The sequence below is a fragment of the Mesorhizobium sp. SEMIA396 genome, assembly GCF_024518615.1.
GTDB lineage: Bacteria > Pseudomonadota > Alphaproteobacteria > Rhizobiales > Rhizobiaceae > Mesorhizobium.
The window spans coordinates 39,628-51,980 of sequence record NZ_JANIFC010000019.1; the positions used below are offsets into that span (position 1 = coordinate 39,628).

Annotated in this window: 8 protein-coding genes and 5 pseudogenes; 5 read left to right on the top strand and 8 right to left on the bottom strand. The window is 59.5% G+C overall.

Annotation, left to right across the window (positions count from 1 at the left end; genetic code table 11):
• The first annotated feature begins 299 nt into the window (after nucleotides 1-299).
• Nucleotides 300-1,775, top strand: coding sequence for an NAD-dependent succinate-semialdehyde dehydrogenase (locus NP503_RS31555; RefSeq protein WP_127266911.1), 1,476 nt, complete (start codon nucleotides 300-302; stop codon nucleotides 1,773-1,775).
• Nucleotides 1,776-2,559: 784 nt separating this feature from the next.
• Here NP503_RS31555 and NP503_RS31560 read toward each other — a convergent pair.
• Both NP503_RS31560 and NP503_RS33485 read right to left on the bottom strand, forming a co-directional pair.
• Nucleotides 2,560-3,075, bottom strand: a complete 516-nt coding sequence (locus NP503_RS31560; protein ID WP_224570032.1) for a DUF2285 domain-containing protein — start codon at nucleotides 3,073-3,075, stop codon at nucleotides 2,560-2,562.
• Between the two features lie 115 nt (nucleotides 3,076-3,190).
• Nucleotides 3,191-3,370 (bottom strand): annotated as a pseudogene (locus NP503_RS33485) (transcriptional regulator domain-containing protein); the annotation flags it as partial.
• 633 nt (nucleotides 3,371-4,003) lie between these two features.
• Between NP503_RS33485 and NP503_RS31565 the strand changes: the two are divergent.
• Together NP503_RS31565 and NP503_RS33490 are read left to right on the top strand one after the other, a co-directional pair.
• A pseudogene (locus NP503_RS31565) lies at nucleotides 4,004-4,323 on the top strand (IS256 family transposase); the annotation flags it as partial.
• A 760-nt stretch (nucleotides 4,324-5,083) separates the two neighbouring features.
• Nucleotides 5,084-5,332: pseudogene (locus tag NP503_RS33490) on the top strand (integrase); the annotation flags it as partial.
• Here NP503_RS33490 and NP503_RS31570 read toward each other — a convergent pair.
• From NP503_RS31570 to NP503_RS31590, 5 genes and pseudogenes are all read right to left on the bottom strand, one after another.
• Entirely contained in the window at nucleotides 5,276-5,926 is a 651-nt protein-coding gene (locus NP503_RS31570; RefSeq protein ID WP_127266912.1) for a hypothetical protein, read from the bottom strand. The pseudogene NP503_RS33490 and the gene NP503_RS31570 sit on opposite strands and share 57 nt — an antisense overlap.
• A 192-nt stretch (nucleotides 5,927-6,118) precedes the next feature.
• A pseudogene (locus NP503_RS31575) lies at nucleotides 6,119-6,432 on the bottom strand (ATP-binding protein); the annotation flags it as partial.
• Nucleotides 6,433-6,439: 7 nt separating this feature from the next.
• Nucleotides 6,440-6,976 (bottom strand): annotated as a pseudogene (locus tag NP503_RS31580) (IS21 family transposase); the annotation flags it as partial.
• Nucleotides 6,977-8,417: 1,441 nt separating this feature from the next.
• Nucleotides 8,418-9,734 carry a type II toxin-antitoxin system HipA family toxin gene (locus tag NP503_RS31585; protein WP_127206482.1) on the bottom strand — a complete coding sequence of 439 codons (1,317 nt, stop codon included), beginning with the start codon at nucleotides 9,732-9,734 and terminating at the stop codon, nucleotides 8,418-8,420.
• Entirely contained in the window at nucleotides 9,724-10,062 is a 339-nt protein-coding gene (locus NP503_RS31590; RefSeq protein ID WP_236383572.1) for a helix-turn-helix transcriptional regulator, read from the bottom strand. Before NP503_RS31590 ends, NP503_RS31585 begins: the two co-directional genes overlap by 11 nt.
• Nucleotides 10,063-10,798: 736 nt before the next feature.
• Between NP503_RS31590 and NP503_RS31595 the strand changes: the two genes are divergently transcribed.
• The gene (locus NP503_RS31595) at nucleotides 10,799-11,206 is read left to right on the top strand and encodes an aldehyde dehydrogenase family protein (RefSeq protein ID WP_372958896.1); all 408 of its coding nucleotides are present in this window, start codon (nucleotides 10,799-10,801) and stop codon (nucleotides 11,204-11,206) included.
• A gap of 161 nt (nucleotides 11,207-11,367) precedes the next feature.
• On the top strand, nucleotides 11,368-11,640 hold the full coding sequence (locus tag NP503_RS31600) for a hypothetical protein (RefSeq protein ID WP_127266913.1): 273 nt from the start codon (nucleotides 11,368-11,370) through the stop codon (nucleotides 11,638-11,640).
• A 53-nt stretch (nucleotides 11,641-11,693) separates the two neighbouring features.
• Here the strand turns inward: NP503_RS31600 and NP503_RS33495 are convergent, their stop codons facing one another.
• Nucleotides 11,694-11,912 (bottom strand): hypothetical protein, encoded by a 219-nt coding sequence (locus NP503_RS33495; RefSeq protein ID WP_372958897.1) that lies wholly within the window; start codon nucleotides 11,910-11,912, stop codon nucleotides 11,694-11,696.
• Nucleotides 11,913-12,353 lie beyond the last annotated feature (441 nt).

Genomic DNA, 12,353 nt, shown 5'->3' on the forward strand with positions numbered 1-12,353 from the left:
CGGCATTGGCGGTCCGGCGGCCTCTCGCCGAAATGGCGCTCCTCAGCATGTATGCCGCCTTTTTGCAGAATTCAGTCGCATGCCACCAGCAGGCATGGTGGATGAAGCAAACATCCGACTGCTTAATCCATCAATTGATGAACCGCGGGCACTCAAACTAACGAAACTGCTGTCTTTTCATCGGGCTAGCGTGGTCTACCAGCTGCTTTGCCGAGGCCCTACGACGAACCCACTGGTGCAGAATACACACTGACGGCCTGTCGACCTGGATGTTCGCTGCGTTGAGGAGGAATCCGGTATTGCCCCTGTGCCTGCCGATGATCCGCCGTCTGAAATCCCCGCACCTGTTTGGAGCCATCGACCGCCTGCCGGCACTCGGCAGACCAGTTGGCAATAAGACGTTCGAGGTCGTCAATCCGTCGACCGGCGAAGTTTTGGCAGAGCTTCCCGATATGGGCGTGGAGGAGACACGTGCTGCGGTAGACAAGGCCTATGTTGCGCAGTCGGGATGGGCCGCGTTGACGGCCCGAGAACGTAGCGACGTTCTTTGGCGATGGCATCAGCTGATCATCGACCATGCAGGCGATCTCGCCGCGATTCTGACTGCGGAAATGGGCAAGCCGCTTGCCGAAGCCATTTCAGAGGTATCGCATGCGGCGGCGTATCTGCAATGGTATGCCGAGGAGGCCAATCGCGTCTATGGGGAGACGATCTCGGCACCCTCGACAGACCGCCGAATGCTAGTGATCAAGCAGCCCATCGGCGTTGTTGGCACGATCACGCCATGGAATTTCCCGGCCTCCATGGTGGCGCGCAAAATCTCGCCGGCCTTGGCTGCGGGCTGCACAATCGTGCTCAAGCCCGCTGAACAGACGCCGCTCGTGGCTGGCGCAATGTTCGCCCTCGCCCATCAGGGCGGCTTTCCCGATGGCGTGGTCAACCTGATCTATGCGTCCGAAGGTGATCGCGTGGGCCGTGAACTCTGCACCAATTCCAAGATTCGAAAGATCAGCTTCACCGGTTCGACCGAGGTCGGACGGCTGCTGATGCGTCAGTGCTCTGACCAGATCAAGAAGGTCAGCCTTGAACTCGGCGGCAATGCACCTTTCATCATCTTCGATGATGCCGACATTGACGGTGCTGTTGACGGTGCGGTCCAGGCGAAGTTCCGCAATGCCGGCCAGACCTGCGTTTCCGCGAACCGCATTTACGTCCAATCGAGCGTTCACGATGAGTTCGTCAAGAAATTCGTGGAAAGAATCCGGCACTTGTCGGTTGGCGACGGATTCGATGCCGGAGTGGACATCGGACCGCTCATCGACAAGCATGCTCTGGCCAAGATCGAGTCTCACGTCGCAGATGCCATTGCGAAAGGCGGCACAATACGATGCGGGGGCCAGCGTATCGGCAAGAATGGCACGTTTTTCGAACCCACGGTCCTCACCGAGATTTCCAGCGTCATGGCAGTCGCGCAAGAGGAGACATTCGGGCCGCTCGCGCCGATCATTCGCTTCAACGATGCGGATCAGGTCGTGCGCGAGGCCAATGACACGATCTACGGCCTCGCCGCATACTTCTATGCCTCAAACCTGAAGCGGGTCTGGCGTGTGGCAGAGGCTCTGGAATATGGCATGGTTGGCATCAACACGGGACGCATGTCCTCGGAGGCGGCACCGTTTGGCGGGATCAAACAATCCGGCATCGGGCGGGAGGGTTCCCGTCATGGCCTCGAGGACTATCTGGAAATGAAATATCTTTGCATGGGCGGGATTTGAAACCTGCTGCACTGTCTCTCCGCCCCACCGGGGGGCGGCCTGCGGTCAATGCCGCCACCTAATTGGAAGTTCCAAACGCCGTTGACCTGAAACACGGATGCCCGGCAGGAGACTGAGCTCGCTGTCGGGCCGGACATGCCTTGGGAGGGCATAAGTCAGCGCTCCTAGGGCCGATGGGCCACTCAGTTCGTGCGCCTTTTGCCGATTGCGTTGCATGTGCCGTGCCAAGCCAAAAAGCATTGATAAACCGCCGATGGATCAGCTTTTGCCCTGTTGCGCATTCTACATTGTGGGATATGCGACAATGCCCAAGCGGTTGAATCGTCGTGTTGCAGAACCCCAGACGGGTCATGACTGCTATTCTTAGGACAGTGCGCAGCAAGCCGCTACTCGCTGCACTCCAGGCACACCATTTCCATAATAAAGCGGTGGGTGCTATGTTGACCGAGCTGTCGACCAGGGAACGGTGTGAGGCCTCAGATCCCTCCATATTGTTGCACCCGCCGGTCCAACAGGACTGCAGGTCCGGCCTCAAAGGATCTTGGCTGCTATGGCGACATTGCGGTGCACGCCGCTTTCCGACCAATGATGTGCGTCCAGGTCGAGGCCGGCCCTAATGAACCACCGCCTTGGCACCCTCGCCCATCTCATTTCGGCATCGACAAGCTAGACCAGAGCGCACTTGCAAGGCGCCATGCAGTCCTGTCGGCGGGCGAACTGTTGGTGACGGGTACAGCTGCGAGCGAACGTTCATCCACCGACGCACAGCGCGGACTGTCGCTTTTCAAATTAGGAAATCTCTGTAGCCACCATTCATGAGCGCGCGGCCACGCGAGACGGCCCGACGGATGCGGTCGCGCAGATGATCGCGAGGATCCGCCCAGTCGGCATGGACGCGCCGTTGACCGATGAGAACTTCGGCGAGCTCGCGATGAGGTGCTCCGGCGAGCGAACCGTCGAGCGCACGAAGAACGAAGGACAAACGAACGCCGCGCTTTTCCGGCGCAAACAAGCGGGGGGGCAACTGTTGCCCTAGACTGAGAGCATTGAGGCACTCCAGTCCCCTCAGTCGATGCTTTAAAAGCACCGCGGGCCAGATGGCTTGCGTATGCAGGCAAACAGGGTGGAGGATATTCGCGCCCGAGACGGCGAGCTGCAGCGCGTGGTCCGCATTGCGAAGAAGAACATGCTGGCTCTTGTCGGGCGCCAGCAGGACGATTGCACGACAGGGCAATGCCGAGAGTTCGAACGGCGGTGTCGGCGACGAGGCAGGCAACCGTTCCGCAATGACCGGCAGCACATGGACGCACCAGAGCGGACACCAGAATACGACCGAAGCGCGGCCACAAGACTCCGCGAAACAGAACACCCCAGCGTGACAGGTCGCCGGCCGACGCGACCATATCGAGAAAGGATTGGAGAGACCAAGTCTTGCAATGCTGGCGCGCAGCGGTCAGATCGCGCTGGAACGCTGGATTGCGGCGTAAGAACTCCCAAGCCCACTCCCGCAGCGTCAGGCCAGCGGTGTAGTCGTATGATCTTTCATCCCGCCAATCGGCCTGATCCGCGCCAGTCAGGAGATTCATGACTGACATCCCCTGCCCGCGCCTGCGTGAGTCGAAACATTATGCCACTTCGCAAAGCATCGGCGAAGGCAGCAGACGTCGAAGACCCCGTTTCGTTGAAGCGTCAGCCATCGCCACTGTCGGCGACAGAAGATGTGCCCAAATTGCCACCAGACCGTCGAACTGGCACAGCGACGGCCAGCGCGACCTGGAATTGATCCCGTAACGGTCATCGGCTCCTGCGTCGCGATCCAGACGTCCCTTGAAGGCGCAGTAGCGCGGCAGTGGATCGCACGCTGCTTGTCGGCAAGTTGTCGTAGCGGCGGCGCCATAGGCACGGTCATCGGAGGGTCTCCTGCGGCAAGTTTTCGCCATTGGAGGCCAATCTCCCCGCTAGGGCAGCCTGTGCAGTTGCACAGGTGAAGCGGATCAATCAGGGGGAGCCATGGCGGAAACTGGATGATGGCGGCTTGAGGAGAGCGGCGTATCGAGGCGGGTGATGAAGCCTGCCAGTACCTCTCAAGGAGAGTGATACGCCATGAACGAGACTATCAACACATTGTTCGCCTTCGTCAGCCCGACGAAATCGATGATACCCTGACGGATGTACTTCGCAGCGGCGCGCGCAAATTGCTTGCACATGCGATCGAGATGGAGGCCGAGGCGTATGCCAAGGCGGTCGACTGCCTGACGAAAGATCATATTGCGTCGCTGGCGCTCTACGATTTCCCCGCCCAACACTGGGATCATCTGCGAACGTCCAATCCCATCGAAAGCGTCTTTGCAACCGTTCGCTATCGCACGGTGCGTACCAAGGGCTCGCTATCCTCGAAAACCGCCCAGCTGATGGTCTTCAAGCTGTTGGCCGCGGCCAGGAAGTGGCGACGATTGAAAGGACAAAATCAGTTGCCGAAACTCATCGCAGGTGCCGGTTCCTGGACGGAATCCAGGTCATCGAAACGAAGCCGCAGAGCGCCGCTTGATCAGCCTCGTCACCCAAATTCCAGCATAGCTCCATCGGAACTGCCAGCCTTCCTTGCCGATCAGGCGCATATCAGCGCTGACGATACCGAGGACGGCGATGGCGGTCACCTCCAGGCCGCCGAGTAACGACCCTCAAAACACCGCACTGGTCGAGGCCAGCCTGAACCGGTATCTTGTGCCTGCCCTCGGGAGTCGCTCTATCCACCATGTGATCGACACCGACATTGCTAACATCACAAAGAAGATCGTCGCCGGGGGTCACCCGCAAGCGGCTAACACGGCCTTCTGGTGTATGCGGGCATTTTTCAACTGGTGTCGCAAACCGCCGCAACGGCTCATCCGCGGTTTCCCCGCGAGGGATTGGAAAATCCGGATCCGGCCCCGATCGTCAAGCGCAAGCGAGTGGTGAACGATGCCGAACTGGCGGCTATATGAACGGGCTGTGAGCCCGAACCGGGCGATATCGGCTATTCGTTCGGCTCCATCGTCAAGCTGCTCATTCTGACCGGACAGAGGCGTACGGAAGTTGCCGCGATGCGTTGGTCCTCAACCTTGAAGCCGGAACATGGAACTATCGGGTGACCGCACGAAGAACGAAGAGCCTACGCTTATTCCGCTGTCCACACTGGCGGTGTCGGTCCCCCAGACGGTACCGAAGACCAATGACACGTTTTTTTCCCTGCGAGGGGCAACGAAAGAAGCCACTTCTCAGGCTACGCGAAGGGCAAGAAGGCTCTAGACGGCAAGGTCAATACTGACGGGGTGGCTTTGGAGAACTGGACCCTTCACGATCTGCGCAGGACGCTCGCGACAAATCTCGGCAGGCGGCAGGTATTGCCACACGTCATCGAGCACATACTGAATCACAAGGCGGCGTCCTTGACAGACATTGGCGAAATCTACAATCTCTATAGCAACGTCAAGGAGAAGCGCGAGGTGTTGCAGATGTGGTCAAATCACATCGAATGGCTGATCAAGCAGGCTGCGGATGACGCTCTGGCGGCGTAGCTGCTGGCATGGCGGAAGATGCGGCGCAACAATCGTCAGAGCCTCATCGAATTGGAGATCATGCTTGACCAGCAAATGCGCGGCCAATGCTTCGATGGCCGACCAGTGATCGAGTACTAGCCGGGCCGTGCAATCTTCGATCCGCCCCCAATCGGGGCGGCGCGGCATCAGGAACCGCAACTCACCATAGATTCGCTTGGCATCCGCGTAGTCGCTGCTCCCCTCATTCCCATCGGACGCATTCATCGCCATATCGCGCGGGTCCAGATAGCCTTCGAATGCGGATTCTGCAAAAGGACCTGCCAGACACGCAACTATCTCCCGGATCGCATCATCGCGTTCCAAACATCGATCCATATCGTCCTCGAAAATCGGCTTTCGCTTCGAGGTGAATCCTTGCGCTGAATAAAAACCCGCGCCTTCGACAACACCACCGCACTCTCCGTCACCGACGTCGGGGTAAATACTAACACTTGAGAAAGCAGGGAGTTCACGGTCGTCGTCGAACGTCTGACGGTGCAAAACGATGGCGGCCACCGCGTGCCCGGCTTCGTGATGCGCCACAAGCGGCAGATATTGGGAGGCTACATTCATGCGGTGCGGCTCTCAGGTCTAGTTTGCTTTTGCGCATAGGACCGCAATTGTCGTGCCAACTGGGAAAATCGTTTCGGGCAATGCGATCGCTCCGATAGCGTTGCGTCTCCTGTCTGACATTGTTGGGAAGTCGACACGCGCCCGTCGCAATGCGGTCGACCTTCCGCGCGAGTTGGGTGACCCGTGAAGGCGGCCGACCAGGACGATGTTGCGCTGATCGGCGACGAAGGCGCGGCCGGGCGAGATCGCGCATCAGGGGGTGACCGGCGTGTCGGCGAAGTCGAAGTCGTCGATGTCCTTGGCCAGCGGCAACTTGGCGACAGCGAACTGGTATTTGATGGAGCGGGCCTGCTTCTCCGATATCTCGGCCTGCAAGAGATCACCGACAATCCTGGGCGGCTCGTGCCGTCGCTTGATGGCGACGCGCCCATGATCTCGTCATAGGCTCTGCGCATTCCGTAGAGCTTCAGCGCTCCCATCAGTTCCAGTACCTCGGTGCGTTCCATGGCTGTTTGTCCTCCTGAGACTGTCATAGCGGGTGCAGTCGGCGACCGCTCGTGAGCTAGCTTCAGCGCTTGGGGAATGGAAAGGATCGTGCCCGGCGCCGGATCGCGGCTGCGGGCCAGGATGTTGAGGATCACCGGCGCCGACGATGCACCGTGCTCGATGGCTTCCTGACAGGCGGCCTCGACCGCGCTCAATCCGTCGGTCAGCACCCAGGTGAGGATCAACACCATCTGCCGGTCGACGTCATCAACCGCCTTGAGCTGCGCCGCACCTTCTCCATTGCCGACCGCACGACCCAGCCAAGGAACGGCGCGCGCCGTGTGCCAGGGATCGTAGACGACCTCGTTGCGGCCAAAGGAGCGAACGTGTTCTCCCACGACCACGCCATCCTCTGGCGGATGCGATCCGATCGACATAAGCATGGATCTCGATGGGCCGACCGACGGCACTCGACAGCACCGAGTATTTGTTGTTGTCGAAGCGCACCGTGCAGGTCTTCGACACCGACGGGGGAATGCAATGGAAGCCGTCGAAGCGACCGGCAGCCGCTCCCGCTGCGGCTTGGCCGCATTCGCCGACAGCAGCCGGTCCCGCGTCTCACGCCGAGCTCTCATGCGGGGATAGGGCTGGTGCTTGCGCTCGTAGCGGAACTGCGTCTCCTCAGAACGCAGGACCTTGCGCACCACCTTGCGCGACATCTTCAGCTCACGGCAGATCGCCTTGATCGACTTCCCCTGGACCAGCGACAGCCGACGTATCTTTGCAATCGTCTCTAAAACCAACATCCAAAACACAAATGCCTCCGATCAAGCCGGAGGCATCTTGATGACCCCATCGTTAAGGGGTCCCGTTTGGACGAAAATCACCCTTTAAACAGGGTCCCCATTCCACGAAAAATCAATGCACTACCTTCCAAAGCTGCGAGAGATCGCCACCGACCGCTTTGAAGGGGCTTTCGGCGGTCTCGTCAGCGAGGTTGTGGCATGAAGAAACATCAATCCACAGCATTGGGCCGAAGCATGCCACGGGCTCATGCCGCGGGAGAGCGGGAAGATATTCTTGAAAGAAGCGGTCTCCGACATCAATACCGACAGGATGGGCAGCTTTCTCACATCACTTGAGGTCGAGCGTGGCAGTTGCGACCCGCAATGCAAGGCTGGCGGCGATGCATGCCTTTGCGCGGTTCCTGATTTCGGAGCACCCCGAATATTAGGATACGCTGCAACTGGTGGTGACACTTCCCTTCAAGAGGGCGCGTGGGTGGCACCTGTCGAATATCTCGATGAGCCCGGAAATCAAGAGCGTCCTGGCGCGTATCGACCGCCGCACGCCTTCTGGACAGCGGGATTACGCTCTGTTTTCGCTGATGTTCAATACGGATGCACGAGTTCAGGGATCCTGAATCTTCGATTGTGACCTTCGTCTGGTATCGCCCTGTCCCGCCGAGCAAAGCAACGACCGCCCCACACTGCTCACCCGGTTCGGTGTTCGATACTTGCTGCGCACACATGGCTGCGGGCGAAGGAACCACCATGGCGGAAAAGAGCATCCATCATCGCCCTTTGCGGGACACGACGGCCATCCACCTCGTCAAGGCGGGTGTTGACATCGCCACCATCAGTCGATGGCCAGGCCACTCGGGCTGAACTAACGATGCGCTACGCCCAGGCCGGTATCGATATGAAGCGGCAAGCGCTCGAACAAGTCTTCCCCCACGTGATGTCATCGGCAAAAGATCAGACGATCATCGCTTTGATGGCTGGATGTTTGGCTGGCTGCACCGCTTGTAGACGCTCAGTTATGTGGAGTTGTATCGCGGGAAGTCGCGCGTCTTGGTCTTTTGCGGTGTCAGCTCAACATCTCTCCGCAGTGCACGTTGTCACTGTTGAAGAGCCGTTTGTTCAATCTTCGTCCTGGCACGGCAAGGGTTGTCCATATTGTGGCGTCTTGCGCTTGCCGAGCTTGTCCGAAATCCAGCGCCGGATCAGGCGTGAACACTGTTGCGTAGTTCGTCAGCCAGAGCGCGGAGAACGTCGGCGCTTCCTTCCAGCGCCGTAAAAGCGTAGGGATTGAGGAACTGTCGGCCCCAGAACAGATTGCGATCTATGCCGGATAGCGTAGCTTCCTCGCTGACACGCGGCCAATTCTCCGCAATGCATCGGAGCTGGCCTTCAACAATCGCAAGAGCTTCCGGCGCGCTGAGCAGGAAGTGATGCGCCGCTTCAAGGCAGGACGCTATCCGGCTCATGCGGTTATTGCCGCTGATGAGCATGGCCTGGCTGGCCTCCTGGCCACTGCGGGCCTGCGGACAAATATCGTACGCAGGCGTGAGGGTGAGCTTAGCCCCGTCCCAGAATGCCGCATGGTTGCGGGCATGATCGTCGGTGTTGCCGCAAAGTATGTTGAAGACAATGCGGCTGAACAACTCGCGCAGAGTTTCCGACGGCGCGGTGAATCGGTGGCGAATGATCTCCGCCAAATCCTGGTAGCTGGCGTAACGCGCCATCATCTCATCGAGCGCGAGCATCGTCAGCGCTGAGACCATGGATTTGCGTTGCCAGCCGCCCGTGACCTTGATCCGGTCGAATCGCTCGACGAGCAACACGTCGTTGCCTGCGGCGCGAACGAGCGAGACGGATGCCGCTCTGATGCCGCACAAGGCGGCAAGCCGCATGGCTATGAATTCTCCTTTGACGACGCTGTAAAGGTCGGCAGACGAGGAAAATTTCGCGACATGCTTGACGGCGTCATCCTCGATCAGCGCCTTTGGCCTTGCGCCGCCGATCGAGCTGCCGTGATGCAGCGCCTGATCTAATTCGGGGGTGAGCGGAATACCTTTCTCTACCCGCTCCGCCGATTGGACAAGCTCTTCGAGAGTGGCATTGGCCAGTGCGCGCGGCTCGTAATGCGTGGGCGAAAACTGAAAATCGAGCGCGCCGATGCGGTCCGAGCCTGATTCCAGCAAGAACGTCAGTTCTGAAATATCGAGCCGCGCGATTTCATCGCCCTTCACACCGAATTTGCGGTTTAGGATAACCCGTCGTCCCCAGGCATCAGGGGCAGCATCGCGGATGCATCCCGGCATGGTTAGGCCAGGAAGCAAAGGCAATTCGCCTGCCTTCAGGGGCAGTTCCGGGAGATAAAGCGGGATCGCGCTGCCCAGTTCACGAAAGCTCCTGCCATAGTTGAAGCTGACGAGTCCGTCATGGGCATATAGCCGCCCGGCGACAACCGGCGCGGTCTCGCCCGGCAGCCAGACCCAGACATAGGCTTCGTCGTACTTGGGGACCTTAGAACTCATCGACGATCTGCTTGCTGGCCTTGTAGACGTGCTTCGGCAGCAGCGCGATGCGATCGTCCATGCGGCCTGTGAGGGCTGTGATGCCCTTGCCGTCGGCATCGAACAGCTTCACACCGACAATGGCAGCAGCTTCGAACATCAGTCCGATTTCGACTTTGGGATCGCCCTTCTCGATGCGCTGCAGGGTGCTGCGTGAAACACCGATTCTCTCGGCTAACTCCTGTGCGGTTAACCGGTGCTGCATCCGGCCAAGCCGGATGGTCTTACCGAAAAGGCCAAGCGCTTCCATCGCGTAGCGCGAATAGGTGCGTTTATACGTTGCCTTCATTCGGGTCTCTGTGACCTATGCATGATCCATATCGCCTTCTTTAGAACTTTATATAGGTAATGTCACAGAGCGACTGCCAAAGTCAAGACTCCGTATCGCAAGCGTTACCCATCCGAACGAGGAAGGCGGATATTGCCTACGGCTCCTGCACAACCGGCCAGCTCTGCGCCCCTCGGGCGAGGCGGAGATCTGGCGCTGGATCGCGGACAGCCTTGAGACGCCTCGCATGAGTCATTCATGGGCGGTCCCTGGTGCGAGGCCGCGGCGCTCGACTGCTGGCCGACATTCTCGGTGGCGGGACCCGCAGCCGGCTACACCAGCACTTTTCGACCGCATACGCGCCCAGCTTCTCTCCGAAATCATTGCCAATGAGCGCGGAACCTCATGCGATCGCCGAGCTGGCCTGGCGGCGCGGAATCTACGGCACGCATCCGTATTCGAGACCGCCCAAGGGAGCCTGACTAGCGTAACGCCCTCCGATCTAAGCGCCTTCCACAAAGCCGCTTTCGCACGCGACGGGCTGCATGTGGCGGTCGTAGGCGACATAGATGCCAAGCCCTGAGAGTAAGGCTCTACCAGCTGTTCGGCGATTTGCCTCAGAAACTGGCGCTTGCCGGCGCGAACCAGTGGTATCGCGAGGGCGAGCACGCCGAGCGCTTTTCCTCCGCCCTCCACTGACCACAGACCCGCACGCAACGAAGCCGCGCTCGATCTTATCGTGGCGTGGCTAGGTGCAATGTTTGCTCTCGCCATCAGGCCGGCTTTCCCGATGGCGTGGTCAACCTGGATCTATGCGTCCGAAGGTGATCGCGTGGGCCGTGAACTCTGCACCAATTCCAAGATTCAAAAGATCAGCTTTACCGGTTCGAACGAGGCCGGACGGCTGCTGATGCGTCAGTGCTCTGACCAGATCAAGAAGGTCAGCCTTGAAACCGGCGGCAATGCACCTTTCATCATCTTCGATGATGCCGACATTGACGGTGCTGTTGACGGTGCGGTCCAGGCGAAGTTCCGCAATGCCGGCCAGACCTGCGTTTCCGCGAACCGCATTTACGTCCAATCGAGCGTTCACGATGAGTCCGCCGAGAAATTGTGGAGAAGGTCCGGCACTTATCAGTGGTCCGACGTCTACTCCCGGAGCTAAGCCGTCGCCAACCCAAGATCGAGTCCCACATCGCAGATGATAATTCGATGCGGGGCCGAACGATAAATATGCATGCTTTGGCCACCCCGAGGCAGGGCTCATTGAGATGATCCGACCGCCTTGGAACAAAGATGGGGTAGAGCAGATGAAGCGTTGGCAGCGTGTCTCCATTCGACGCGAGCGCTGAGGATGGGATCACGATCATTCGCATCACGCGCAGCCGCAAGGGCGATGCCATGGCTACTTTGGAATCGTTGAAGTGGTTTGAGCCGGACAGTCACAAATACACCCGTTACGCCGCGGCTCAGGAAACGGGGCGGCGTCCGGCGGTGGAGGTGCTCGCTGACTTAAAAAGGGTGCGGGCAGTCGTTGCGCTTGAGAGCGACGACATTTGGGATCCGGCACGGGGTGACCTGCTGCCAATCGGCAGTTAACAGGGTCCGACAAAAGTGTGCACAACATGCTGCTGAAGTGGCCTCCGGAAGCGCTACCGGAAGTTACGCGTCTTGAACTTGATAGGGTCGATATGGTCATACTGCATCGACGATGTCGCGCCCCTTCGGCATGCCGCGCGGATCGATGCCCGATCCGCCGTGATGAGCCTCGGCCCTCGGCCGTGCGGCAACGGAAACGGCGTCTTGCGGTTTCCCACGCTGGCCAGCCCGGCCGACAGATCGGTCAGCTCGTGGGCGACGAGGTGCACCACCTCCTCTTCCGTCGGATGCGTCCGCGGACGCCGAGCATGGCCGAAGCAAGAAGCACGCGCCGGAATTTCTCGCGAGATCTTGACCCAGACGACGACGTTTGCCGCACCCGTCTCATCCTCCAGAGGAACATGAAGCCTTTGGCCGAGCCCGGCCGCTGCCGGACCAGCACCAGGCCGGCGGCCTCGAGCCAGCTTCTGCCTCGCGCCTGCATAGCATCCTGACAGGTCACGGTGCGGCGCCGGTTAGGCGGCACGCCGATTTTGGCAACGCTAGCCTGTGAACTGAAGAATGAAGGTCGGACTTGCGGCACATCGATTAGGTTCAAATGATAAGTTGCTGCCCGGCGAGGTCGTTTCAGCGCATCTCGACTGGTGGGTCGGCAAGACAATGCGGAACGGAAATGATCGCAGGCGTAAAGGACGGCTTTCGGGGCCGGAAGC